Consider the following 25,439-nt stretch of genomic DNA (forward strand, 5'->3'; position numbering starts at 1 on the left):
CGATGTCGAACCCCCTCTATGTATTTGATATGGACGACACGCTTATCGATGGTGATTGCGCCATGATTTGGAATGCGTTCTTAGTGGAAAAAGGCATCGCAACACAGCCGGATTTTCTGAGTGAAGATCGTCGTTTAATGGCACTCTACGCCGCTGGTGAAATGGATATGGAAGACTACCTGCAGTTTTCCATGGCACCACTGGCTGATATACCTACTGAACAGGTTCATGAGCTCGCCGACGAGTGTGTTGTTCGCGACATTCTACCTAGGCTATACCCACAAGCAACACAACTTATCGAGCAACTCGCCCATGATGGCTGCGATATGTTGGTGATCTCTGCCAGCGTCACTTTTTTGGTCGAAGCCGTCGTAAAGCGGATCGGGATTCCCCATGCATTAGGCATTGATCTTTTCCAAAATAACGGCTGTTACAGCAGTGATATTCTCGGCGTACCAAGCTATCGTGAAGGCAAAGTCACTCGCCTTGAAGCATGGCGACTCGCCCAACAGCAGCGATTTTCTCCGATTCACTTCTATAGTGATTCGATTAATGACCTGCCATTGTGTCAGTACGCCGATTTCACCTATCTAGTCAATCCATGCCCACGTTTGCGCGAGCATGCCAACCAACCTAATTGGCAGATCCTCAAGTGGGAGAGATAGCACGTCTTCGTCAATAGGCTTCTAGGGCTTTGCTCTTGTATTATCGACAAAGTAAAGCCCCAAAGACTTGTGATTTTAACTTTCTAACTCTATCTATCCTCTATTTCACCACTATCAAAAATGAGCACTTATGTTGTAGGTAAAAACATAGCGCACTCTAATGAACGGCGTAGACTCAGTAAAATAAGACAGCCGCTATACTGTCTTTATTCATAAAATTATAAGTCAGCATAGAAGATCGCATTATGGCATTATCACGTGTAAAGGAAGGAGTGGATGAGCTATTCGCTGCTCTACCAAAATCAGAAAAAGTGCTGCACGCTTTAATTCTTATTTGGGTTTTAGTGCAGATCATTACCTCTAATTTCATGCATGTTCATGGGGATACACTGTGGGGAAGCATCAACCTCACAGCTAAGTTGCACGCTTATGGTGGACTTTGCTTACTGCCTATCACATTGGTGTTTGTCTACCGAGTCATTAAACGCCGTACCATTGCCGATATGTACCCTTGGTTATCTGGTAATCTCAACCAAATTAAAATAGACATAAAAGTCATTAGCACGTTACGCCTACCCGAATCACAACCAGCAGGTTTAGCGGCGACCGTTGAAGGTTTAGGTCTACTTGCTTTAGTGCTCGCATTAGTGACGGGGGCGATATGGTATCTCGTCGCCAGTAACTCAGGCACCGCACCACAACTTCTCGAAATACACAAAACCAGCGTTGGTTTAATCGAAACTTACTTCTACGCACATGGTGGTATGGCACTACTGCACTATATTCACTGGTGGCGTAATAAAGGATAAATATCGACAGATGTAGTTAAGGGGCATTAAACGCCCCTTTTTTATAATTCAAACGTGATGCTTCGTCTTCTATAAGAACGATTTTAAGCCCTGCGCTAAGCGAGTTACCGCTTCGATAAGCTCTTGTTGATTTGCGTTAGTGAAGTTTAGACGCAACGCCGCAGGAGCACTTTCTGCCTCAGGGTAAAATACTGGGCTTGGCACCACAGCAACCCCCGTTGCGAGTAACTGCTTTGCCAACTCAAAAGTGTCACATTGTGGAAGCGAAACCCAAATGAACATCCCACCATCAACCGCGTTAATCTCACATGATGTTGGTAACTGCTGCTTAAGCTCACTATAAAGCGTTTCATAACGTGCTTTATATAACGAGCGAATCGATTCAATATGCGCTGGGAAGTCATCATGTTGCAATAAACCAAGCAGCAGCGCTTGCATCGGCACACTAGAGTGGAGATCGGCGCCTTGTTTAATTTTAATCAGAGGCTCAATGAAGCTTTGCTTGCCGCTCACAACACCAATACGCAGACCCGGAGAGGCAATTTTTGAGAACGAACGCAGTACGATAGAGTGCTGCGGACAAAACTCTGACACCATCGGTAGTGCTTGCCCTTCAAAGCGCAATTCACGATAGGGAGCATCTTCAATAAACGTCACTTCATGCTGTTGACATAATTGTGCCACTTTCTGGCGAGTCTCTAACGTCCAGCAGACACCGGTTGGATTATGAAAGTCCGGTACGGCATAGAACATCTTTGGCTTATACTCAACAAAGCTTCGTTCTAGCTCTGTAAGATTTGGGCCTAACTCGGTTTGAGAAATCGTCACTAAATTAGCCTGAACTAAACCGAATACTTGCATTGCACCAAGATAACTTGGCGCTTCCATTATCACAGTATCACCTGGATCGATATAAGCACGCGCAATCAGATCCAAACCTTGCTGGGAACCTGTCGTCACCATCACTTGATGAGAATCGGGCAATTGATAGTAATCGCGCAAGAAACTGAGCAACGGCGTATAACCGGCGGTCGAGCCGTATTGGAAGACCTCTGGCATAGTGGCCAGGCTATTTAACATCGGCTTCATAAGATCAATAGGGAACGTCGATTCGTCCGGTAAACCACCCGCCAACGAAATGACATTTTTATCACACGCAGCCGCGAGGATTTCCCGAATATAAGACGATTTTACTTGTTGTAACGCGCGCGCAATTTCCATGGAGTCCCTGTCTGTTTTTGTTTTTTATCGTTGCCAAGTCATCTCTGTACTTGGTCAAAGTACCCACTTCCATGGTTTAAAAACCTATTTTGCGAAGTGATGTACAATTTGTTGTGTTTATTGATAGTACTGCGTGTTGCGCGAATTGATTTGTCCATTTATGCTCTCTGTTATGTCCATTTATGCGAATTTTAACGGTGAACCAGCAGCACGTATCTCGAATCAATGATGTTCTTTTTTATATCCATCAAGATATTAGTCAAGAATTGGCCGGCCGAGAGTTAGCCAAAATCGCGGCCTACTCCGAACAACATTTTCACCGTATCTTCAAACAAGTCGTGGGAGAATCACTACATCAATATATTCGCCGCACACGGATGGAATATGCTGCAAACCAGTTGATGTTCGACACCAAATCACCTGTGATTGATATTGCAAACAAATGTGGCTTTAGTTCGCTTTCATCATTTAGCCGTGCATTTAAAACCACCTTTCATATGGCACCCGGACAATGGCGACAGCACGATTTTCAAACTTCAGCGAAACCCTATTTAAAAGATCCAGAAATCGCCGCCGGCTATCGCCTCATTGCTCAGCGTCCGATACCGCAAGCCAAAATCCTTAACGTACCCTCACGAAATGTCGCCTATGTTAGACACGTCGGTTATAACCGCTCCATTCGGCAGGCATGGCTGATTCTCAACGCATGGGCAAACTCAGAGGGGCGCAAAGTAACCGAACAATTTGGCTTGCATCATTCCAATCCAGCCTGGGTCGAACTCAACCAATCACGTTATGTGGCCTGCATGACGATCGACAAACCCGTCGCAGTTCGCGGCGTAGTCAATCAAATGGTGATACCCGGAGGCTTACATGCCGTCTTTAGGTTGGAAGGAAACTATGGCGAACTACTGCCGCAGATCAGCCTGATCCTCGAAAAGTGGCTGCCTAATTCAGGGTTTAAATTGCACTCTACACCCGCCTATGTGCACTACCATCAAAATCACTTTCTCAACGATAGCGAACACTTCGAGTTAGACTTTTTTTTGCCGATTGGTTTCTTTTAATAACAGACATTAAAAACGCGATAAATGAATTCAATCGAAACCATCATTATATTTAAAGCAATTAGTATCCTATATCACTGCATAAATTCTCATTTAGTGATACATTCCCCCAAAATATAACCCTACCCCATGCGGTTAATAGCTAGAACTATAAAAAAACCGCTGCTAGGCAAACGTTTACCATGCATATAATAAAAATAACGCCCCTACTCGCGTCATTGTTATGTACTCTTCCAGCATTCGCCGTTGATTCGCTTGATGACCTGCTTAACATGTCACTGACTTCCCTAGCGGAAACAAAAGTCACCTCAGCCACTCGCACCTCACAAAGCCTAGCGGATACGCCAGCTGCGGTTTATGTGATTACCGCCAAAGAAATTAATCGCTCGGGTGCGCGCTCTGTCGCCGATGCTCTCGGCTTAGCGCCCGGGTTGCATATCGCCAAATACTCAAACTATGACTGGGGCATTAGTGCTCGTGGTAATAATAAAGTCATGAGTAATACCATGTTAGTTATGGTTGATGGCCGCAGCGTCTTTAACCCAATGTTTTCAGGCGTAGACTGGGACCTTATTCCAGTCAGCATTGACAATATTGAGCAAATTGAAATTGTTCTTGGCCCAGTAGGGACGACATGGGGTGGAAATGCGGCAGCAGGGGTAATTAACATTATTACACTTGATGCCGAAAATGCACTAGAGGCACAACTGACCGTAAAAACCGGCAACTGGGGTTACAGTGAGTACCAAATGCGCCACGCTGGACAGGTGAGTGACTACGCACACCTCAGTGGTTATTTTGAGTTTGTTGAACATCCACCTTGGACTAGTGATGAAGAGCGAGTTCAACCAAACAACCATTTTACCGTTTATACCGAACGCTTCGGTGGTCGCTACGATTATCAAAAGCTTTCACAGACGTTAAGTACTGAGGGATCCCCTCATAATTTCCCCAAAGCACAACCATGTTTGAATAGATTTTGAGCAAGCAGGGTTGCAGCCGCGAGCAAGTCTTCCCTCGTTATTGTGTAGCCAGAATGCCGCAAAACTTCCATCCCTAAGCGCACTGTTGAGAGTACATTTCGATTTTTGACAGTGTTAGCTTGGAAGTGCTTATCCCAACCTTGTTTCTGACCATGAACTCCAGCAAGCCAAAATGTCAGTTGAAGCATTAGGGCGATTAGCAGCATGATATCAAAGCGCTCTGAGCTGCTAGTTCGGCTATGACGGAGGCCTAAACCGTAGGCTGGGCTTTTCAAGTCTCGGAAGGTTTCTTCAATTTGCATACGCTTCGAGTAGAGCCTAACAAGTTGCTTTGGTGTTCGGATTTCAACGGGCAAGTTAGTCGCTAAAACCCATGGTTCTTTTGTCGAAGCGGAGTAGATTTTAGGTGACGGATGATGACAATTAGTCCGTGTCGAACGCTGATTTTTTCGGCCTTTAGGACGTGATTTATACAGTGCAATTTGACATGAAATTGGGTTGCTCTTAGTCAACCTCTTATAGCCTAAAGTCTTTGAGCGACTTGAGGATATGCTATGTAAGTTGCTGATAGGTTGCCAGTTTTCCGCACCTAAATCTGCATATTGCACTTTCCCTCTGACTCGACTTAACCAGTACCAACCTAGCTTTTCAACGGATTTATACCATGGCACTTTAAAGCCAGCATCACTGACAATGAGCGGTGTAGTGTTACTCGGTAGAATGCTTGCAAGGTCGGCTAGAAATTGGTCATGAGCCTTCTTTGAACATTGCTCTGAAAGCGGAAAGGCTTTCTCATAAAGAGTAATAGAACGACCATGTAGTGCCACCGAAGCCCGCAATACCATAAGCCGTTTTTGCTCACGAATATCAGACCAGTCAACAAGAACAATGGGCATCGAATTACCTGAACAGATAAAGCTGGCATGCCAACGGTATACAGCGAGTCGCTCTTTGTGCAAGTGACGATTACCTAACAATCTGTCGATTCGTTTGATGTTATGTTTTGTTCTGGCTTTCGTTGGCAGGTTACGACCAAGTTCGGTAAGAGTGAGCGTTTTACATTCAAGTAATGCGTGGCAAGCCAGCGTTAAACTGTTGAGTCGTTTTAAGTGCAATTCAGGGCAGAATTGGTAAAGAGAGTCGTGTAAAATATCGAGTTCGCACATCTTGTTGTCTGGTTATTGATTTTTCTCAGAACCATTTGATCACATGACAAGATGTGCATCTACCTTAAATTTATGATTTTTATCAAAATCATTAGGGGATTCCTCAGCGTTAAGTATTCAAGCGGGCGGTATTCGTTCGCGCGAAGATTATTTATGGGCTAACTACAATCCACACATTTTTGTTCCAAACAATTCTGGTATTCACATGTATGAAACAGAAATGACGATGGAAGAGTATTTTGCCGGGGTCCAACATATTTATGAAATGTCTGCCGATCAACGATTAGAAAATGACATCTGGCTAACCTACAGTGCTAACGACAGCACCCATCGTAATGCTAACTTTTTCCGTGCCGATATTGATAGCCGTATGGTATGGGATGACCTTTGGGGTACGCAGTTAACATTAGGTGGTAATATTCGCTTAATTAACGAAGAACTTGGCACCTATGATGCAATTGATTTCTATACCATGCCATACCTGCGAATCACCGATGAGCCTGAATTTTTCAATCAAAGCTATGGTATCTATAGTAACTGGGCCATTCCCGTCTCTGACGAGGCCACCTTCACGCTAGGCAACCGTTGGCAATACAACAATATTACTGATGAGGTTCATGCTCAGCCACAAGTGCGTTTCAGTTATGCTCTTTCCGATCAACAACGCTTATGGGCGGGTTGGGGAAAGGCTATTATTACGCCATCACGCTTAGAGCGTGAAACGACGTTCAGACGTAATACTTTAATCGAAGATGCTCTGTTTAGTGATGGCAATCGCTACGATTATTACTATTCATCATCAGATTTAGGCAATGAAAATCTACGAGTAGAAACTGTCGAAACTTGGGAACTCGGTTATCGCTTTTGGGATGAAAACCAATTACAAATAAGCCTCAGTGGTTATTATAGCCAGCATGACCATATTCGTGCTCGTATTGGATTGCCACCGACACAAGTCGTCATTCCCGGAGGATCATCTTCAGGAACGGTGGGGACCGTCATTGAAACTTATCAATCTCAATATGTAGACCCACTATGGAGTGAAACCTATGGTGGCGAACTGGCGATAAAATGGCAGCCAACTGAGCAACTGCAAATCAACACTAACTACACATACAAACGAATTATTGGCCACTGCTCGGGATCGATTTGTAAATCAAGTAACTCGCCAAAACGCAGTTTAGAAAACGAACCGAACCACTTCATTAATGCCCAAATTATGTGGGATATTAATGAACAATGGTGGGCCAATGCGACGCTGCAATATGTCGGTGAATCACAGTTACATCAAGACTATACCGATGACGAACGCTACGCATGGCCGGAAGTCGTGAATCTTGATTTATCTCTAAGCTGGAAGTACAACCAATACTCACCAAGAATCACCGCCACTGTTGAAGGGGTCGGCGCCGATCAAGACGTTGAGTTTGCTGAAAGTATGGGGCCATTCCAAAACGGCACACAATATTGGGTAACGGTCGAATGGGCCGTTGCACAAGAGATATGAGTAATCTAAGCCTATGATGCAACGTTTTTTCCGCTATATGAGCAGCAGTTGCACCAGCTTGATGTTGGGGCTGCTGTTGTTCACCACTAGTGCTAGTGCTAAATACAGCGATGAAGATCTGATGGCGGTCTATCTGTACCGCTTTGCGCTGCTGTCTGATTGGCAAGAAACTGGCGTGCCGAGTCGGCCATTGGAGTTTTGCGTAACCGAAGAATCAGATGTCGCCCTGCGCCTACAAGATATCGTGTTGAGCAAACCAGAGTTAGCAACTTACGATAATATTGGTGAGCACTCTGACAGCTCGATTTGTCACATACTCTATGTCGATAAAGCGGATGAGCAAGCCGTCGCTCAACTCAAACTTGATTACCCACACGCACTTTTGGTCGGTACCAATAAAGCCTTTATTCAATGTGGTGGCATGATTGCATTTGTGAAAGTAAACAATCGCATCAAACCAATGATTTCTCGTGAAAATATTGAGCCTAGCCAGATCAAGTTGCGCGCACAGTTACTCAGTGTCGCCATCTTAGCGAGCGAGGCATAACCATGATTACGACATTAATGGCAGGTCTCCCGCTACGCTACAAAATGATCTTACCAACATGGTTAATGGTGACCTTTATTATTGGCGGCATCGGTGCGCTCGCCATTCAATTTAACGTCAGTTCGCAAAAAGTGAATCTCGATCATCGTATCAGCGTGCTCACCCAAGCGGTGGCAAATACCTTGCCAGCGGCGCTGACCTTTGATGACTCTTTATCTGCACAAGAGCAACTGAACAACCTGACCTTTGATCCCGATATCATCGCCGCTCAAGTTCTTAACAGTGAGCACCAAGGATTTATCGACATTCAACGCATACCTCGTGGCTGTGCGTGGAACAATGGGGTTGTGCAATGCCAAAGCAAAGAGTTTGAAGTGCACACGACACCAATCTCGTTAGGCGGAGAGCAGCTAGGTACACTAAAAGTTTGGGTATCGCTCGAGTACCTCAAGGCAATGGCAAACAAACTGTGGACCTCATTGCTGATCATTACATTCTCTTTATCCGTTTTGGCATGGTTATTTGCCCGGTCACTGCATCGTTTAATCATCACGCCGCTGAGTGCTTTACACCATTCAATGGAAAAAATGACCCGCGATGGGGTGCTGAAAAAAGAGCTTCCGGTGCTGCATGACGATGAACTGGGCAAACTCACGACTTGTTTTAACGAAATGGTCAGCAGCCTGCGCGAGCGTGAATTCCAATTGCATTCAGCACTGGATAGCGTTGAGCAAAAAAACCGCTACATCTATCGTGCACTTGATGTCATGAAACGTGGCATCATGGTGGTTTCTCCGGGGAACACCATCACTTATCACAATCCTGCAGCCGCAAAAGAGCTAAAATACATCGAGCATGTCAATAATACTCGTTGTGTGTTGGAGCGTTATTTTGAGCCACGCAGCGCCATTGAAGAAGTATTAGCGGCTATCGACAATCAACAGCCACTGCATGCCATCGAAATGCGGGCAATTCAAACTCAACGTCACTACCAGGTTAGTTGCCATCCGATGGACGAAAATAAGCACGTATTGCTACAACTGGAAGATATTACTGCGCGCCATCTTGCAGAGCATCGCCGTAAACTGGTTGAGCTGATGTTTGAACAAAACCAAGATGCCGTATTAGTGGTGTCTCGTAATTTTAAAGTTGAAATGCAAAACCAACAAAGCCATCAATGGTTTGGGCCGTTAGATTCACTATACGACTTGGCTTTTGACAACAAATTTAACAACCTTAAACAACTGAAAACGCTGCTTAAAAACGGTCGTTTGTCATTAGAGACAAAAGTACGCTGTAAGACTGATTGGTTACCCTGCCAACTTACGGTGCGCAGCCTGCGTAATGCCAAAGGCAAAGTAGAAGCATTGGTATTCACGCTCATCGATCAAAGTGTCGAACTGGAGCTGAAACGACTCAACTATGTTGCTAACCATGACCAACTTACTGGCCTAGCAAACCGCGCTAATGCCGTTCACCGCTTGCAAGAGTCACACAACAATGGTGAGTCGCAAATGGTGTGTTTCATCGATCTAGATGGCTTTAAAGCCATCAACGACGAACACGGACACGCCGTCGGTGACCAATTACTTTGTATGGTAGGTAAACGACTCACCAGTTGTCTTGCACAAGAAGACATCGTCTCTCGCCTTGCGGGTGATGAGTTCTTGTTGGGAATTAACGGCATGTGCTCTTCACCCTCTATTTTCAACCGAGTGGTAGAGAAGCTCTCAACCCCGTTTATGATTGATGGTGTCGCATGCCAAGTGACAGCAAGTTTAGGTATCAGCTACTGGCCAGCCACTGACACGACTAGCCTAGACCAAAAAATCACCGAGGCGGATGAAGCAATGTACATCGCTAAACGCCAAGGCAAAAATCAGTTCTACTGCTTAGATCATATCCATGCTCGAAGCAATGAAACTGAGGTAGGACAATCCGCATAAACTCTGGTTCGCAGCCATTTTGTCTGCGGTTGCGATAGCTTGGTACTCAAGATTCCCGCCCCGGCGGGAATTTTTTATTCGATGAAAACATCGCCTTGCAATCACAAACCACGCATTGAGAAAGTCTGCACTATAAAACCGATATTAGTAGAATATTTTTCTCTAAGTGCCGCGCTTTATAATCAATAAAGCAAACCTTTTTCCTCACGCCAGCGCTATATTAAACCACATAATAACCAAGGGTTTATGCCCAGACGAATAAGCTCATCAGCGCTAAATAACAAGCTGATAGCACACTATAGTGAGTGGATAACGTGAAAGAACATTTGTGGAATGGTTTTATCAATGTCGTAAAAAAAGAAGTCGTGCCGGCACTGGGGTGTACTGAGCCAGTCTCTGTCGCACTTGGCGCTGCAATTGCAATACGTCGCCTTGCGGCAATGCACAACCTTAACTCAAGCGATTCAGTTCAGAGCTTACCACACCAAGATCTTCGTATTGATGTCCTAGTTTCACCGAATCTGATGAAAAATGGCATGGGCGTGGGCGTGCCGGGAACCGGGATGGTTGGCCTGCCAATCGCCGCTGCGGTAGGCGCTCTCGCAGGAGATGCAGATGCCGGTTTAGAAGTGTTAAAGAACATCTCAAGCGATGATGTCAGTCGCGCAAAAGTACTGCTTGATGAACAACGCGTGTCTGTCGGTGTTGCCACAACTTCCCACATTCTCTATGCACAAGTAACCGTCACTCTTGAGCAATATTCTACTTCCGTCACTATTGCTGACACACATACGCAAGTCGTTGAGATTACGGAAAACGATCAAATTATTTATCGTGCTGAGTCACCCCTAGAGCAAAGCAATGCTCAAACCACGCAAGACCACCCCTTTGCCGATGCTAACGCTATCGACATTTTTGAGTTTGCCACTCATGCAGAGCTGCAAGATATTGCTTTTATTGAACAAGCTTACTTGCTGAATAACGCCCTCTCCGTCGAAGGTTTAACCGGAAACTACGGCTTGCAAATTGGTGCCACATTCCAACGTAACATTGATCGCGGCTTACTTAGCCAAGACTTGCTCACCGACATTATGCGCCGAACTGCGGCAGCCTCTGATGCCCGTATGGATGGTGCAATGAAGCCGGCGATGAGCAACTCTGGATCAGGGAATCAAGGGATTGCGGCTACCATGCCGGTCGTGGTTGTGGCAGAACATTTAAAAGTCGATCGTGAGACCATGATCCGCGCTTTAATGCTCTCCCATTTAATGGCGATCTATATCAAGAGCCACCAAAATAAGCTCTCTGCACTTTGTGGTGCAACCACTGCCTCAATGGGGGCGGTAGCAGGGATGACATGGCTACTCGGTGGACAATTTACTCACATCAGCTCCGCGATCTGTAACATGATTGGCGATATCACCGGCATCATCTGTGATGGGGCAAAAACAAGCTGCGCGATGAAGGTGTCGTCATCTGCAAGTGCGGCCATTAAAGCCGCGATGATGGCGCTCGATGGCATTCGCGTCTCAGGAGCAGAAGGTATTGTCGATACAGACGTAGATGCCACAATCCGCAATATGTCAGCGCTAGCCAATGGCGCGATGACACAAACTGACGTGCAAATACTTGAGATCATGGTGCAGAAATAGCGACAGATAAGATTAAATAAAATCACAAAGAGTTGTCGAAAAGGGCAACTCTTTTGCGTTTTGAGATCCGATAAATAAGCGCATTAACGTCAACGTTTAAAGCCTACATATTATGAGCGGTTTTATGATGTTCACGTGAATGCTCTTTATGGTCATGTTGCTTGGTTTTATGATGGCGGTGTTCATCATGCTCATGACGGTCTTGGTGAGTTTGCTGAGGATGTTTGTGCCCTTCAGGCTCACCACCATGTTGAATGTGTGGGTGACTTTTCTCATGCTCACGAACTTGGTGATGATCTTTATTATGTTTATGCTCTACGTCGCTACCATAACGACGATCCATTTTTTCATGATTAAATTCTGCACCATGTTGTTTACCATGAATCGCTTGATTAGCTTGTTGTTCTTTTATATTACTCATAATAATTACATCCTTAATCGAGGGGGGAGTAATGAAGCAAGTTCGGGGAAAATTTAAGAGACAACCACCACCAAACTCGTTCTTGTGTAACTTGAACTTACTCCTCTCCTAGCCCGTCGCCAATGACGAATCAACCAAAGATAATACCCATTAATGAGTGTTGAAATCATCGCGAGACAGGCGTACCCCCTGCATAAACTCGTTTAAATAAATCAAAGCAGAAAATTATCGATAAAAAACCAGCCATAAAGACTGCTCTCTGAGACAATTTTGTCGATATACTCAGAAGTCATTACCCAGCAGTTTCTAATGGCTTATCTAACAATATTTTAAATCGTTTACTCACTCACCAACACTTTTTCTGTTTTTGGCGTCATCGAGCAACTCGTCCATATTCACATTAAGAGAACGAATTCTGACTGCGCAATAACAGATTAAAATGACAAATATCGCAATAAACGTGACCGAATAACTGTAATCCGCACGATCAATACCTGATGCTAACGTCACTAAAGCCATCAAAATATAAAAGCCTATAAAGTGGCTATAATTCTTCTTCCTAGCCAGCATCGCACGCATTACTATCTCATTCGCTCGATCAATATTTTTGTGCTCTTGCAACACAATTTGATGGTGTTGCTCAATAGCCTCGATATTCTCTCGGCAACTTTCTGAACACACATAACCATATTCAATTTTTATGGCACATTCAGGGCACAAAAAGATTAAGCAAGACTTACAAGAACACACGGCATCCACTTCATGATGATTAAAACAGCGCATTGTCGCCTCTCACAATCGTTATATTGGGTGCGCATATCCTGCGCAGCCGGAAAGGTCGTCATTCTAATGAGAAAGGATCCGTAACTCATTGCGACAGGTCACAAAGTTAATGCTTTGAAATAAGAGGAAGATCTCCCGTTAACTCAATAAAAAGACCCATGAATAATCACAGGCCTTTTCCCAACGTTCGATGACATTCAAATCAGAGCTTTTCTCTTTCGGCCGTTTTGATCTGTAAGCGCTGAAATAGCCATCCTAAGCCGATCAAACAACCGCCAAGCCCCATAAAGCTGATGGCTCGCCATAACCCTTCAAGTGCCGCAGCATCCCATAAGAAGACTTTACACGCCGCGACACCTAACATGGCAAAACCGATGCTCTGTAAAATACGCTGCTCGTGCTGTAACGCATAATAGGTTATCGCGACACCAAGCAAAATCAGCGCCACTGAGTAGCTAAATAGCTCCGCCATACTGGTTGGCATATCGAGCGTCAAAGGCCCTTGCTGCCAGAACTGACGAATGCTGTACATCACCCACAGCAGCATAAGCGTCGCAGCGGCGCCAAATACTTCACGAGTTCGATTTGGATACAGTTGCAAACGCGCAATCACCACAAGAATCAGCGCAGGCACCAGCCAACCAACACTGAGCCAATTCAACACTGGCCAATCACTACCAAGTACATAAAGGCTAGTGAAAGGCTGAAATACCGTATTTAGGATCACGGCACATAGAACAGCCACCGCTAACAAGAGCAGACTGTAACAGCGATAGAAAAAGTGCAAAGACTGGCTATGGTACGCTTTGAACTGATACACGCCCATCAACGCTAAACTCTGGCCAGCAAAGATGGCGATATTTTCAAATTCAAATTGATAAAGGAAGTTGAAATAACCAAGCAGCAGGTAATTGGTTTGAGCGAAAATTAATATCACCAATAAGTGAAGCATTGCGGCATCAAACCATTCGGCAATACCATGTTGGCGCTGACGCAACATGTGGCGAATCCAAGCAAAAACTAACACACTTGGCACTATCGTTAGCAATAACCAACTCCATTGCGGAGTCGCCAATGTTTGTAGTTCAGGAAAAAATGGCAATAGTGACAAGCGCACCACAAGCAAACTGCCCAATGCCTTAAAAGCTGCTAGATTTGGCGCTAGCCAATTGCGTTGAACCTGCATCGCCATCAACAACATTTGCGCGGCAATAAACAGTGTTAACTCACCGCCTGCGCTGTAAATAATACCGATGGTCAGCAATAAAGCGTGTATCGCCACCGACAAATTAGCTCTAAGGGCGACAAACTTAATCGCTAGCCAAGCCAACAGTAGCATGAACACCACCGCAAAGAAGGTCGTCGTTAAGCGATATTCAGGTTGATAATGGTCAATATAGAATAGCGACAACACGACAAGCAGCGGAGCTAAAATCACCGCCTGCCAACCACTCACTCTGGATTTATCACCTCGCTCGTATTGCATAATGGTTCTCAGCAGTAGCAACAAAATTAACTCACCACTAACAACCAATATGCCCACTATGATGTCTGGCTGAGATTCCATGAGCATCAAAGCCGTTACGATAATACTCAGCGCTGCAACCACATTGACCCAAGCGAACGACCTTGGCGCTCGGCCTCGACGACAGGCAGGGAATATCAACAGTAGTACTGGCAATACAAAATAAATTAAAGACCACCAGCCCAACACAGGCGTCTTATCAAGTAAAAACGCGCTGAGAGTAGCAAGAATCGCCGCGGGAATCGTCGCATTAAAAAATGGCGGACGGGTACGGTAATGACATTGGAAGCCCAGTGACCAACCCAGTTGTGGTACAAACACCAACAAGTAACATGAAACTGGCACAAACAGTACAAACCACAGCAACAAATCCGCTTGCGGAAGCGCATAGGCAATTGCGAATAACCATAAGCTGTGTAACGCAATAATTCCGTAGGTAAGCCATGGGATACGCGTAAGCTGCTGAACCCACATCCCCGCAATCGAAATGCTCGTGATATAACAAGAAAGCAAAATGAAATTCGGCTCAGTACCGCCAATCCATATTGGTGCCGTATAACCACCAAATAAACCCAGTACGGCCATGAGAGGCCCTAACCGCTGCGTTAATGCAAGCGCTGCTGCTGCTAATATCGCCATTAACCCAAGCGCGAGCGCCGGAGGAAGAAACGCATGGATCACCGCAGAGAATATCACAGTGCCATAAAGCCCACTCATTCCCGCGCCATACACCGCCGCAGGGATATAGGCATCAGCCTTTTGGTGGAGAAATTCACCATCAATGGCGGTAATTTTTCGGTGTAACCACTCACCAAGACCAATCATTGAACAAGAAAGAAGGATCGCAATCAGAACGCGAGCAAATAATGGAATAGTGAAGTTAGTTCCGACCGTTTCAATCAAATACGCCACACCGATCACCATCGCTACGCCACCGACCCAAACCAGCCAATTTTCTTTTACATGTGCCAGCCAGCGGTCAAATAATTGCGTAACAACATCGGAAGTATTTACTTTCGTTTGTGGGGAACGCGGCTTTAGCTTAGTTGGGGGTAATGGCAATCCGCTATCTGGATTCACCACAATTAGCGGTTCATTCGCAATAGAAGAATAGTCTGATTGGGGCTGTTCTAAGTGAGAATGAGTAGTCGCTTGAGCTATTGACGGTTTATCGTCAGTTTGAGTCTGCGACTTAGTGTTAGAAGGCTCCGCCGCGATGTCATGCATCGTGTTTGACGCACTATTCTCATGATGAACCTCACTCGATGACGAGTTCACCCCAACAGAACGTAACTCAGCGACTTTTTGCGTCAATATCGATACTTGCCGCTCAAGGGATTGCACCTTAAGAAAAGCCACCAAAGCAATGATGGGGGTCGCTATGACGGCAAGCCCCAGCACAACCACTAGAAGTTCCATTTATACGCCTCTCTGCTGCAGACAAACAAGCTCTCTTTTTGACGAGGCATTGCTCTTAATGGTGACAGTGTGGCGAAAAATGCCTGAAAAATATATGAAATGAACGACATAATTTTATGACGTCCGATGTACTCCCTTTCGTTTTAGGCAACAAAAAGTGCAAAACACTCAGCTGAAAAAATAAACCAGCGGTTGATTTCCATCACCAACCGCTGGTTTACCTTTCTTATTATTCAACACTTGTGGTTGAGCAAATCAACTCGCCAAAATACTTCGCTAACGCTCTTACAAGTACAGAGTTAACGTAGAGAAGATGGAGCAACAAGTTTTCCTTCTGCAATGGCGTGTTGATGAATCAAATAGCCACCATAAGCAGGCATCGCATTGGCAGGCAGGTCGATATGCTCCACATCTAATGCATAAACGGTAATGGTGTAATTATGTGGCTGCGCACCTTCTGGTGGGCAAGCGCCACCAAATGCTTTGACACCAAAATCATTGGTGACTTGAGACGCTCCTGCCGGTAAGAACTCATTGCTAACGTTACCAGCATGAGCCTCAAGCATATGCACCTTCGCAGGGATATTAATCACCATCCAATGCCACCAACCACTACCCGTAGGCGCATCAGGATCATACATGGTCACCGCAAAACTCTTTGCACCTTCAGGAATATTTGACCAAGTTAATTTGGGTGAAATATCTTCACCTGTACACCCCCAGCTATTAAATACTTGGGCTTTAGTGAGTGATTCTCCGTTCGTCACGGTAGGGCTGGTTAGTGTCATGGTGTCGCCAGAATCAGCCGCCAATACGTTACTGACACCAAACAACGGAATAGTCATCAACAGTGAAACCGTCGACAATTTTTTTATCATGTTCATCTGCTTTCCTCAGCTACGAGCGAAACTACTGCTCAAATAACAATTCAATCAATTAACAGCACTAAGCGTAGGATCGGTTGACGATAATCGCATCATCATCAATAAAATATCAGTAAAAAAATGGCGAACCGCTAGCAAATAAAGCTGGTGAGATAACACTTTATCAAACCGTAATTGGTTATTTCACCCTCAACGAATATGCTTTTAGTTCAATCTCTATTACTGAAGCGAATGTTATGACGACCACCATCGATACCTCAATGAACGCGCGCGTATGGGCGATGCTGCTCGGTCTTTCTCTGCTTTGGGGTGGCTCATTTTTCTTTGTCGGCGTCGCTGTCCAAGAACTGCCTCCGCTAACCATCGTGACACTAAGAGTTGGCCTTGCCGCTATTACGCTGTGGTTGGTGGTCTTGGTGAGTGGTATCCGTCTTCCTTCTGGTCCTAAAGTTTGGCGTTCCTTTCTTGGTATGGGGTTACTCAACAATGTGATTCCCTTTGCACTGATTGTGTGGGGGCAAACTCAAATAGCTTCGGGATTAGCTTCTATCTTAAACGCGGCGACGCCTATTTTCGCCGTCGTCGTTGCAGGTATATTGTTACCAGACGAACGGATCACACCATTAAAATGTCTCGGAGTGGCACTCGGCTTTGTTGGTGTGGTGGTCATGATTGGCGTGCCAGCCAGTTCTGATGTCAGCAACGTGCTACCTCAACTGGCCATCATCGGTGCTGCGCTCTCTTACTCTTTTGCGGGGGTATACGGCCGTAGATTCAAAGGGTTTGGCATCAATCCCATTTTAACGGCGGCAGGGCAAGTAACAGCCTCCACGTTAGTGCTATTGCCGATCACCTTTGTTGTCGAAGGGGTGCCAAACATCGCCAACGTTAGCAGCAATATTTGGGGAGCAATCGTAGGGCTTGCGATCATTTCAACCGCCGTAGCCTATATCCTCTATTTCAAAATATTGGAACGCTCTGGCGCGACCAACGTATTACTTGTAACACTATTGGTGCCTGTTTCGGCTATTTTATTGGGTTCGCTATTTTTAAATGAAACACTGCAAACCATCCATTTCGTTGGCATGGCATTGATCGCACTAGGCTTATCAGCTATTGATGGGCGTTTATGGCGGTTACTCAAGACCAAGTGTTAAGCCGTCTGATGTCACTCAAAAATCAACTGTGCTCATTTACCCGCTTCAATCATCGCAATGATTTTGTGCGCTTTCTCAAAATGATCAAGCTGGTGCGTGTGTATCCACCATGTGGCCGCTTCCATCAACAATTGAGGGTCATCGTTTTTATTGGCGAAGAAGGCATAAAACGACACGCCAACATTGTCGCCCTTCTGGGCGATTTTTTTATTGCAGACCTGAATAATCTTATCTCGTAACGAATGACGCATACCTCTCCTTATGCATATTGGTTAAAACATTAACGTCGACACTAAATTCTATCGTCTGGGATCTCCAATAAGAAATCCGTTGTGCCGACATCGACTCCTAATTGGCTGAGTACCGTGCTTAACTGACCTCGATGGTGAGTTTGATGATTAAAAAGATGGCTGATTAACGCGCCAAAATTCCGTTCACTGACCACACCAGCCGTGTTGGCATACACCAATTTGTGGATGAAATCCTCGCTATAAACCTCATTCGTTAGCCACTCAACAATCAATCTATCAAGGCTTTCTCTTGCTTGTTTTAACTCAGAAAAATCTCGATAGAGGATATCACTTAGAGACGTTGGCACTGGCCAACTCACCAGCGACGCGAGTGAGACGTAACGTTCTGAAAAATGACCAAATCTGCGTAACCAAATAAGATCACCGACCAAAAGGTGGTTCAGAGTGCCGAGAATCGATTGAAAAAACAGCCCTCGATCTTGATTGATAGTTTCGGTCGATAACGGTTCTATCGTTTGATACAGTTGCCCATTCATTCGCTGGTTATATTCAGCAAAGAGTAAGTAGTGTTGTACTGGCGACATAGAGGTTCCTTTCTTTTCAAGATCTAAGGCCATATTAAACTGCGAATCATTTACCACAGATATAACGCCACCTTACGAGCAAATGGAAGCACACGCACCCCATATTAAAGCGACACTGTCACGCAATTCAAATTCATTCCTCGCACTTCAGGTGGAAACTAGCATGGGTCATTGGCGCTAAAAAGCACCGATAATTGGCGATGGTCTTTAATTCAACAAAGCTCGCATTTTCGCAGGTAATTATATGAATGGCCTTGAACGAGAAACTCCTGCGCTGGCAGAAATCTGGTTTATATACAAAAGAAGAGGAGTCGTTCTGCCACTTTGGCTATTTAAGCAGTAGGTAGCTTGGGAAGCTTTTCTTAGTCACCACGATATAAATCCTAAATATGACGATAAAGGCAATGCAGAGGATGGTGTTCACATCAGCATTCATATCTAGGTGCGAGAAGCCGACAAACGCCGTACAACCTATAATAACCGGGGTAGCGTAAAATTCAGTGTTGTTGAACATGGTTGGGCGGTTAACGATCACATCACGAACAACACCGCCAAAGACGGCGGTAATCACCCCCATTGTAATGGCTACATAAGCCGCATAATCTTGATGAACCATCTTTTTGACAACCAAGATCGAAAAGATTGAAATACCAATCGCATCCAAGACTAAAATAAGTCGTTCCGCTTTAAGCTTTCTCAATTCCGCAGCAATAAAAAAACCGACCAGTGAGCTGATAATAGCCGCCCAAAAATAGTCCGGATATTGAATCCAAAAAACTTGCTCGGTAGACAAAATGACATCCCTAACTGTCCCGCCACCCAACGCTGTCACTAAGCCAAGCACTAATACACTAATAATATCTTTACCTTTATTGGCTTCACTGAGCACCGCACTGAGTGCAAAGGCGCAGATGCAGATAATTTCAGTAATATGGACAAACATACGATTCAGACTCTTATATACCTGTGATCATTGAAGATGCTTGATTTTCTTTAGAATCAGGATCATGCTACGAACCATGAAAATTACACTGACTCCTCAACAGAAACTGCAACTCGAACAAATGCACGATATTGAACGTGATAGTCGAGTTTGCGACCGTATTAAGGCTGTTTTGCTGGCTTCTGAAGGCTGGAATCAGACTATGATTTCACAAGCTCTTCGGATTCATGAATCCACCGTTGCACGTCACCTTAGCGACTACGTTCTTTCTGAAAAACTTAAGCCTGAAAATGGCGGAAGTCAAAGCAAGCTTTCTGCAACTCAAACCATGCACCTAATCGAGCATTTGACTGAGAAAACCTATCCTCATACTCATCAAATTGTCGCCTACGTTAAAGAGACTTTTGGACTTGATTACACTGTCTCTGGTATGAACAAATGGCTTCACCATAACGGTTTTAGCTACAAGCAACCGAAAGGCGTTCCACATAAGTTTGATGAAGCAAAACAACAAGCTTTCATTGATGCTTACGAAGCGCTAAAGGCAAGTTGTGGCGAGGATGAATCGATAGTCTTTATCGATGCTGTTCACCCAACCCTATCAACAAAAATATCTCATGGCTGGATACGAACTGGTCAAGATAAAGTGATTGAAACAACGGGAAATCGCTGTCGATTGAACATTCTTGGCGCACTGAACCTGTCAGATATCGGAGCTACTATTGTTGATGATTATGAGAGCATTAACAGTGAAACGATAGTTCGTTTTTTCTGTAAGTTAAGAGAGAGTTATCCGTTAGCTCATAAGCTTCATATCATCTTAGATGGTGCGGGATATCACCGTAGTGACTTGGTCAGAGATGCGGCATTTGTCCTTAATATTGAGCTGCATTATCTTCCACCTTACAGCCCAAACCTCAACCCAATAGAGCGGCTTTGGAAAGTAATGAATGAGAAGTCGAGGAACAACGTTTACTTCAAAAGTAAACGGGACTTCAAGGCGGCAATAGACCAATTTTTTACTGTGACACTTCCAGAGATCGCAGGCTCTTTGGCATCTCGAATTAATGATAATTTTCAGGTTCTCAAGCCTGCATCTTCAAGTTGATTCGGTATAACTGGCTAGACATAAAACCAATAAAGGCCAACTGCATACACAATCGGCCTTTATTTTAGTATTGCACCTTATACCGTATAGACGGCAGTTCGGGCTTAGTGACCACTATGATCAAATGAACTTGAATCTTCCGCAGTACAATTGGTTGAACCATTTTTCTCTAGGAACTCGATTGAGCGTTTGAAATCTGCAATCAGTAGGTTCGCTAAATCAATAGTTAGACCCTGTTTTGCTAAGATACGTTGCACGACCATTGTCTCAATATTTGCAGGCAAGCTGTAAGCTGGCACCAACCAACCACGAGTGCGTAGACGATCCGCTAGATCGTAAAGTGTGTAATCCACTTTCACACCTGGTTTTAAGCGCCATGCGATAGCTGGAATACCTTTCTCGCGGTTACCATCGAATAAGAACTCAAATAGATCGAATTTATTTAGTTCTTGAACTAGGTACTCACACACATCGTAGCTTGCTGAGTGAATACGTTGGTATCCTTCAAAGCCTAAACGAAGGAAGTTGTAGTACTGAGCAATAATCTGACCCGCAGGGCGAGAGAAGTTCAACGCGAAAGTCGGCATGTCACCACCAAGGTAGTTAACGTGGAACACCAAGCCTTCTGGTAGGTCTTCACTGCTACGCCAAATGATCCAGCCAACGCCCACTGGTGACAAACCGAATTTATGACCAGAAGTACTGATTGATTTCACACGCTCTAGACGGAAATCCCATGCATCAATGTCAGGCGCACAGAATGGAGCTAGCATAGCGCCACTCGCGCCATCAACGTGGATATCGATTGAAATACCTGTCTCACGCTCGTAACCATCTAATGCATCTGCAAGAGGTTTGACGGTTTCGTATAGACCCGTAAAGGTTTGACCGAATGTTGGTACCACCATAATGGTGTTTTCATCCACCATATTCAGCATATCTTCTGGCTGCATGAAGTAGTGGTGCTCTTCCATGTCCATTTGGCGAATTTCTACATCCCAGTAGCGTGCAAATTTTTCCCAACACACTTGTACAGGGCCGCACACCATATTCGGTTTGTCTGTTGATAAACCTTGTGCACGACGTCGATCGCGCCAACGCCATAGCGCAGCCAAACCACCCAGCATACATGCTTCACTCGAACCTGTGGTTGAGGTACCGACGGTTGTCACTGCATCCGGTGCATTCCAGAGATCGGCTAGCATGTGCACACAACGGCCTTCAATTTCTGCCGATTGTGGGTATTCATCTTTATCGATCATGTTCTTATCGATGGAGAGATCCATCAACTTATGAACTTCATCTTCTTCCCATGTTTGGCAGAAAGTCGCCAGGTTTTGACGCGCATTACCATCAAGGTAAAGCTCATCACGGATCATCTGGTAGATGACAGTTGGTGATTGTTCTTGCTGTGGAAGCTTTTTCGCAGCCGCAACTCTATGGATATCTTCCGAGCCAAAAATTGGGTCATTGTTTGGATTTACATTATGAAGTGCCATATTTTTCTTCCTACCTTAATGTTGCTGACTACTGAACAAATTCCAACCCATAGTTTGAGCGATTTGTTTGATCATTTGTTGGCCACGTACGCTATTACCGAATTGGTCTAAGCGTGGGGAGAATGCTGCTAGAGCTCCGACATTTGGGATAACCGCGACTAAACCGCCACCGACACCACTTTTACCCGGCAAACCAACGTCATACGCCCAGTCACCAGAGGTGTCATAAAGCCCCTCCATCGCCATTTCGGCCAAAATATGCGGGATATTTTCTGGTTGAATAAGTTGTTTACCAGAGCATGGATTTTTACCACCATTTGCGAGCGTTGCGCCAACCGTCGCCAGCTCAACCGTATTAAACAAAGTTGAACATTGGCGGGTATACACATCACAGGCTTGCATCGAATCAGAATAAATACAGCCTGCTGATTCAAGTAACAATGCGATGGCACGGTTATGGGTATTGGTGGTTTGCTCTGACTGGTTTACTTCATCAGAGAGCACAATCTGACTATTGGCAAGCGCAGACTGGAAGGCCAGAATTTGCTGCCAACGATCTTCTGCATCCATCGCTTTAACCATACTCACGGTAGCGATAGCACCGGCGTTGACTAACGGTGTAAGCGGTTTACCTTGATGAAGCTCCAACGCCAACACCGAATTAAATGGCATACCCGTCGGCTCTGCACCAATTTTGCTATGTAACTCATCGGCGCCAGATTGTTCTAACACTAGCCCTAGAGTCATCACTTTCGAAATTGATTCAATCGCAAATGGGTACTCCGCATCTTGCAGCTGAATGACCTCACCTTTAACAGAGACAAAGGCTAGGCCCGCTAATTGTGAAGGAACTGACGCTAAGAACGGAATGTATGAAGCATTTTCACCATCATGGTTATTCACGCTGTTTTCCAATGCTTGCTGCATAACTGCAGCAAGCTCGTCGTTAGATTTAGAGGTATCACGTTGTGACATTACAAAACCCTACCTTACGAATTCAATGTATGCGTAACTTTGTCTGAAGTGTTGATGACACCTGGGTGCATATCTTCAATTTCCCACGTGAACGGTGCAAAGTCTGTCACTGCAGGGTCACGCCAGTGCGGTTTACGTGCGCGGTAAATTACAAATGGTACCGCAACAAAAATAACCGTTAGTGCAACAAGAATACCGATATAAGCTTCTGGGCTACCTACCGAGATTTGACTTGGTGGGATAAACGAGAAGACAAATGCAATCAATGAACCAATGAAACCAAGGCCAGCCACTAGCCACATGCCAATGTTGCCACCAGGGATACGATAAGGACGAGGACGGTTAGGCTGGCTGTAACGTAGGTGAATAGCCGCCGCAAACATCAATAGGTACATGATGAGGTAAAGCACAACCGTTAACTGACTTAAGATCTGATAAGCCGCTTGAACCGAAGGTAATACAACAAAGACGGTTGAAATCATGGTAACGAGTAACGCTTGCGCCATCATGATGTGTGTTGCCATGCCATGCTCGTTAGTTTGTTGCCAAAAACGAGGAAGATACCCACCTTTCGCCACAACCAATAAACCCGATGAAGGACCTGCAACCCAACCAACAACCATCGCCAATACGCCAAGCGCTAAACAGCTTGCCATAATCGGTGATGCCCAACTAATCCCTGCCCATGCAAACATTTCATCATAAGCAACGAGCAAGCTTTGCGTTAAGCTGATGTCTTGTTGTGGAATAACAAAGGCAATCGCCAACGTTCCGAGAACAAACACGCTAACAGTACCAATGGCCGCAATCATTATGGCTAGAGGATAATTACGAGCTGCGTTGTCTACCTCTTTAACGTGCAGTGCGTTCATTTCCATACCGGCGTAGAACAAGAAAATACTCGCGGCCAGCACAACATTATTAAAGTTGGAGAAATCAGGAATCACTTCACTCCAAGAGAGCTCGATTTGAGGTGGTTTACCTGAGAAGAATAGGTAAGAGAAACCTAATACAATAAGCACGATACCTGGAATAACGGTACCGATTAAGCCGCCCCATTTGGCTACTTTTGCAAATGCATCAGTGCCACGCAGAGCAATGAAGGTCGCAATCCAATAAATGGCGAGCACAATGCCAAGAACAAAGAACTTATTTTGTGCTAATGCTTGGTCCCACGATTGATCAGGACCAACAAACGCAAGCGAGACTGAACCAAAGGTTAATGCGGTTGGGAACCACACCGTAACTTCAATCCATAGCATGAACATCGCAACTAGTGCTAAGCGAGGACCAAATGCCTCACCAACCCAACGAAAGATACCGCCTTTTTCCGACCACCCCGTCGCCAGCTCAGCGGCAACCAGTGAAACGGGAATAAGAAAAACTATCGCAGCAAATATATAGTAAAAAATCGAACTAAGGCCATATTCAGCTTCTGCTGGAAGGCCTCTTAAACTCACCACAGCAACAATATTCAGCATGGCGAGGGCAAATATTCCTATGCCCCCTTTTTTGATAGTGTCCGTTTTTGCCATGTTACCAACCTCATATTCATCATGTTTAGTTTAGACAGGTCAGGTACTGCGAGTAGGCATATAACCACATGATTGCTCGGGATTATATGGAGACAGGAGAAACCCAATGCCCGCAAAGTACCACTATGAGACTAGACTGAATATTCCAGAACGGACAATTTAATATTGCGTAGATAGAGGTTGTGAAACAACGTGCGACATGAGAAAGGAATCATTTTTTATCTGCCTATGTAAAGCGCAATATAATTGCTGTAGCACAGCATTTATCGCGTAACAGACAGAAATGCATCATTTTAGTGAGTAAGTCGCCAAATATAGATGTAAGCAATGATTTATCACTTAACTTGATAAGCCATTCCAACCCAATCCAATACGACTTATTGATAACTTTTAAATAAGTAGTATGAATTTTGTTATTTAGACCTTAAAAGTAATGATTTACACCGACAAGCAAGCGTGATTTGCGTCTCATTTAGTTGATATTTGAATGACAAAGCTATAACTGACTTAGCCTAGAGGCTGAAATGGCAACTCACCTGATACTGATTAGAGTACATCAAACACACAGCAGCACTTACATTTAGTTACATTTACGGCGAAAGAGAAAAACACTGTAAGATCAATGGAAAAACCGTCAAAAACGGTCATTTTTCAGACTGATTTTTTTTAATTTTTTTTGCTTTGATCACGAAAAATAACCGCTCAAATTAAGGATTGCCATACTATAAAAGTTAAATATCCCCCTTTTGACCAATTTTAATTTCCTTTATCAGACGCTTTCAAATTGTATAG

At 44.7% G+C, this 25,439-nt stretch carries 21 protein-coding genes and 1 pseudogene; 10 read left to right on the forward strand and 12 right to left on the reverse strand.

The annotated features are described in order from the left end of the window. Positions 1-2: 2 nt before the first annotated feature. On the forward strand, positions 3-665 hold the full coding sequence (locus RJD38_RS15905) for an HAD family hydrolase (protein ID WP_065546548.1): 663 nt from the start codon (positions 3-5) through the stop codon (positions 663-665). A gap of 245 nt (positions 666-910) precedes the next feature. Then, positions 911-1,474: a cytochrome b/b6 domain-containing protein gene (locus tag RJD38_RS15910; protein WP_005599795.1), complete on the forward strand. Its 564-nt coding sequence runs from the start codon at positions 911-913 to the stop codon at positions 1,472-1,474. A 69-nt stretch (positions 1,475-1,543) separates the two neighbouring features. On the opposite strand, the gene RJD38_RS15915 is transcribed toward RJD38_RS15910, so the two are convergent. Further along, positions 1,544-2,695 (reverse strand): PLP-dependent aminotransferase family protein, encoded by a 1,152-nt coding sequence (locus RJD38_RS15915; protein ID WP_065546549.1) that lies wholly within the window; start codon positions 2,693-2,695, stop codon positions 1,544-1,546. Positions 2,696-2,892: 197 nt separating this feature from the next. Between RJD38_RS15915 and RJD38_RS15920 the strand changes: the two genes are divergently transcribed. Beyond that, positions 2,893-3,762 carry an AraC family transcriptional regulator gene (locus RJD38_RS15920; protein ID WP_065546833.1) on the forward strand — a complete coding sequence of 290 codons (870 nt, stop codon included), beginning with the start codon at positions 2,893-2,895 and terminating at the stop codon, positions 3,760-3,762. A 182-nt stretch (positions 3,763-3,944) separates the two neighbouring features. Further along, positions 3,945-4,694, forward strand: a pseudogene (locus RJD38_RS15925) (TonB-dependent receptor plug domain-containing protein); the annotation flags it as partial. 8 nt (positions 4,695-4,702) lie between these two features. Here RJD38_RS15925 and RJD38_RS15930 read toward each other — a convergent pair. After that, on the reverse strand, positions 4,703-5,911 hold the full coding sequence (locus RJD38_RS15930) for an IS4 family transposase (protein WP_032073033.1): 1,209 nt from the start codon (positions 5,909-5,911) through the stop codon (positions 4,703-4,705). 205 nt (positions 5,912-6,116) lie between these two features. Here RJD38_RS15930 and RJD38_RS15935 point away from each other — a divergent pair, with 205 nt between their 5' ends. The 4 genes from RJD38_RS15935 (at position 6,117) to RJD38_RS15950 (ending at position 11,563) form a co-directional block, all read left to right on the forward strand. After that, positions 6,117-7,418, forward strand: coding sequence for a TonB-dependent receptor plug domain-containing protein (locus RJD38_RS15935; protein ID WP_231893175.1), 1,302 nt, complete (start codon positions 6,117-6,119; stop codon positions 7,416-7,418). A 13-nt stretch (positions 7,419-7,431) separates the two neighbouring features. Beyond that, positions 7,432-7,965, forward strand: coding sequence for a YfiR family protein (locus RJD38_RS15940; RefSeq protein ID WP_005599787.1), 534 nt, complete (start codon positions 7,432-7,434; stop codon positions 7,963-7,965). A gap of 2 nt (positions 7,966-7,967) precedes the next feature. Next, on the forward strand, positions 7,968-9,911 hold the full coding sequence (locus tag RJD38_RS15945) for a diguanylate cyclase domain-containing protein (RefSeq protein WP_065546550.1): 1,944 nt from the start codon (positions 7,968-7,970) through the stop codon (positions 9,909-9,911). Between the two features lie 314 nt (positions 9,912-10,225). Next, positions 10,226-11,563, forward strand: coding sequence for a serine dehydratase subunit alpha family protein (locus RJD38_RS15950; protein WP_005599782.1), 1,338 nt, complete (start codon positions 10,226-10,228; stop codon positions 11,561-11,563). A gap of 103 nt (positions 11,564-11,666) precedes the next feature. Here the strand turns inward: RJD38_RS15950 and RJD38_RS15955 are convergent, their stop codons facing one another. The 4 genes from RJD38_RS15955 to RJD38_RS15970 form a co-directional block, all read right to left on the reverse strand. Next, positions 11,667-11,984, reverse strand: coding sequence for a cation diffusion facilitator family transporter (locus tag RJD38_RS15955; protein WP_065546551.1), 318 nt, complete (start codon positions 11,982-11,984; stop codon positions 11,667-11,669). Between the two features lie 342 nt (positions 11,985-12,326). After that, positions 12,327-12,767, reverse strand: coding sequence for a hypothetical protein (locus RJD38_RS15960; RefSeq protein ID WP_065546552.1), 441 nt, complete (start codon positions 12,765-12,767; stop codon positions 12,327-12,329). A gap of 202 nt (positions 12,768-12,969) precedes the next feature. Continuing rightward, the gene (locus RJD38_RS15965; protein WP_065546553.1) at positions 12,970-15,711 is read right to left on the reverse strand and encodes a DUF2339 domain-containing protein; all 2,742 of its coding nucleotides are present in this window, start codon (positions 15,709-15,711) and stop codon (positions 12,970-12,972) included. 299 nt (positions 15,712-16,010) lie between these two features. Further along, positions 16,011-16,595, reverse strand: coding sequence for a YbhB/YbcL family Raf kinase inhibitor-like protein (locus RJD38_RS15970; protein WP_005599771.1), 585 nt, complete (start codon positions 16,593-16,595; stop codon positions 16,011-16,013). A gap of 236 nt (positions 16,596-16,831) precedes the next feature. Between RJD38_RS15970 and RJD38_RS15975 the strand changes: the two genes are divergently transcribed. Beyond that, positions 16,832-17,752, forward strand: a complete 921-nt coding sequence (locus RJD38_RS15975; protein WP_065546554.1) for a DMT family transporter — start codon at positions 16,832-16,834, stop codon at positions 17,750-17,752. Between the two features lie 32 nt (positions 17,753-17,784). Here RJD38_RS15975 and RJD38_RS15980 read toward each other — a convergent pair whose 3' ends face one another. The 3 genes from RJD38_RS15980 to RJD38_RS15990 all read right to left on the reverse strand — a co-directional run bounded on the left by RJD38_RS15980 (position 17,785) and on the right by RJD38_RS15990 (position 19,530). Continuing rightward, positions 17,785-18,003, reverse strand: coding sequence for a DUF6500 family protein (locus RJD38_RS15980; RefSeq protein WP_005599766.1), 219 nt, complete (start codon positions 18,001-18,003; stop codon positions 17,785-17,787). A gap of 41 nt (positions 18,004-18,044) precedes the next feature. Beyond that, entirely contained in the window at positions 18,045-18,587 is a 543-nt protein-coding gene (locus RJD38_RS15985; protein ID WP_065546555.1) for a DinB family protein, read from the reverse strand. Between the two features lie 328 nt (positions 18,588-18,915). Continuing rightward, on the reverse strand, positions 18,916-19,530 hold the full coding sequence (locus RJD38_RS15990; RefSeq protein WP_065546556.1) for a trimeric intracellular cation channel family protein: 615 nt from the start codon (positions 19,528-19,530) through the stop codon (positions 18,916-18,918). Positions 19,531-19,606: 76 nt separating this feature from the next. Here RJD38_RS15990 and RJD38_RS15995 point away from each other — a divergent pair, with 76 nt between their 5' ends. Further along, a complete protein-coding gene (locus tag RJD38_RS15995) occupies positions 19,607-20,638 on the forward strand; it encodes an IS630 family transposase (protein ID WP_175422461.1) in 1,032 nt (343 codons plus the stop codon). Between the two features lie 104 nt (positions 20,639-20,742). Here the strand turns inward: RJD38_RS15995 and RJD38_RS16000 are convergent, their stop codons facing one another. Genes RJD38_RS16000 through gadC form a run of 3 tightly spaced genes read right to left on the reverse strand, consistent with a single transcriptional unit; the run spans position 20,743 to position 24,647 of the window. Further along, on the reverse strand, positions 20,743-22,137 hold the full coding sequence (locus RJD38_RS16000) for a glutamate decarboxylase (RefSeq protein WP_005599761.1): 1,395 nt from the start codon (positions 22,135-22,137) through the stop codon (positions 20,743-20,745). A 15-nt stretch (positions 22,138-22,152) separates the two neighbouring features. Next, complete coding sequence (glsA, locus tag RJD38_RS16005) at positions 22,153-23,112, reverse strand: glutaminase A (protein ID WP_005599760.1); 960 nt, start codon at positions 23,110-23,112, stop codon at positions 22,153-22,155. Positions 23,113-23,126: 14 nt separating this feature from the next. Then, a complete protein-coding gene (gadC, locus tag RJD38_RS16010) occupies positions 23,127-24,647 on the reverse strand; it encodes a putative glutamine/gamma-aminobutyrate antiporter GadC (protein WP_081467399.1) in 1,521 nt (506 codons plus the stop codon). Between the last annotated feature and the right edge of the window lie 792 nt (positions 24,648-25,439).

This window comes from Vibrio scophthalmi (assembly GCF_040869025.1).
In the GTDB taxonomy this organism is placed as follows: domain Bacteria; phylum Pseudomonadota; class Gammaproteobacteria; order Enterobacterales; family Vibrionaceae; genus Vibrio; species Vibrio scophthalmi.

Bases quoted from the DNA above. Each gene is read 5' to 3' on its own strand.
- RJD38_RS15905 (WP_065546548.1), top strand. From the start codon at position 3: ATGTCGAACCCCCTCTATGTATTTGATATGGACGACACGCTTATCGAT.
- RJD38_RS15910 (WP_005599795.1), top strand. From the start codon at position 911: ATGGCATTATCACGTGTAAAGGAAGGAGTGGATGAGCTATTCGCTGCT.
- RJD38_RS15915 (WP_065546549.1), bottom strand. From the start codon at position 2,695: ATGGAAATTGCGCGCGCGTTACAACAAGTAAAATCGTCTTATATTCGG.
- RJD38_RS15930 (WP_032073033.1), bottom strand. From the start codon at position 5,911: ATGTGCGAACTCGATATTTTACACGACTCTCTTTACCAATTCTGCCCT.
- RJD38_RS15935 (WP_231893175.1), top strand. From the start codon at position 6,117: ATGTATGAAACAGAAATGACGATGGAAGAGTATTTTGCCGGGGTCCAA.
- RJD38_RS15940 (WP_005599787.1), top strand. From the start codon at position 7,432: ATGATGCAACGTTTTTTCCGCTATATGAGCAGCAGTTGCACCAGCTTG.
- RJD38_RS15945 (WP_065546550.1), top strand. From the start codon at position 7,968: ATGATTACGACATTAATGGCAGGTCTCCCGCTACGCTACAAAATGATC.
- RJD38_RS15955 (WP_065546551.1), bottom strand. From the start codon at position 11,984: ATGAGTAATATAAAAGAACAACAAGCTAATCAAGCGATTCATGGTAAA.
- RJD38_RS15960 (WP_065546552.1), bottom strand. From the start codon at position 12,767: ATGCGCTGTTTTAATCATCATGAAGTGGATGCCGTGTGTTCTTGTAAG.
- RJD38_RS15965 (WP_065546553.1), bottom strand. From the start codon at position 15,711: ATGGAACTTCTAGTGGTTGTGCTGGGGCTTGCCGTCATAGCGACCCCC.
- RJD38_RS15970 (WP_005599771.1), bottom strand. From the start codon at position 16,595: ATGAACATGATAAAAAAATTGTCGACGGTTTCACTGTTGATGACTATT.
- RJD38_RS15975 (WP_065546554.1), top strand. From the start codon at position 16,832: ATGACGACCACCATCGATACCTCAATGAACGCGCGCGTATGGGCGATG.
- RJD38_RS15980 (WP_005599766.1), bottom strand. From the start codon at position 18,003: ATGCGTCATTCGTTACGAGATAAGATTATTCAGGTCTGCAATAAAAAA.
- RJD38_RS15985 (WP_065546555.1), bottom strand. From the start codon at position 18,587: ATGTCGCCAGTACAACACTACTTACTCTTTGCTGAATATAACCAGCGA.
- RJD38_RS15990 (WP_065546556.1), bottom strand. From the start codon at position 19,530: ATGTTTGTCCATATTACTGAAATTATCTGCATCTGCGCCTTTGCACTC.
- RJD38_RS15995 (WP_175422461.1), top strand. From the start codon at position 19,607: ATGAAAATTACACTGACTCCTCAACAGAAACTGCAACTCGAACAAATG.
- RJD38_RS16000 (WP_005599761.1), bottom strand. From the start codon at position 22,137: ATGGCACTTCATAATGTAAATCCAAACAATGACCCAATTTTTGGCTCG.
- glsA (WP_005599760.1), bottom strand. From the start codon at position 23,112: ATGTCACAACGTGATACCTCTAAATCTAACGACGAGCTTGCTGCAGTT.
- gadC (WP_081467399.1), bottom strand. From the start codon at position 24,647: ATGGCAAAAACGGACACTATCAAAAAAGGGGGCATAGGAATATTTGCC.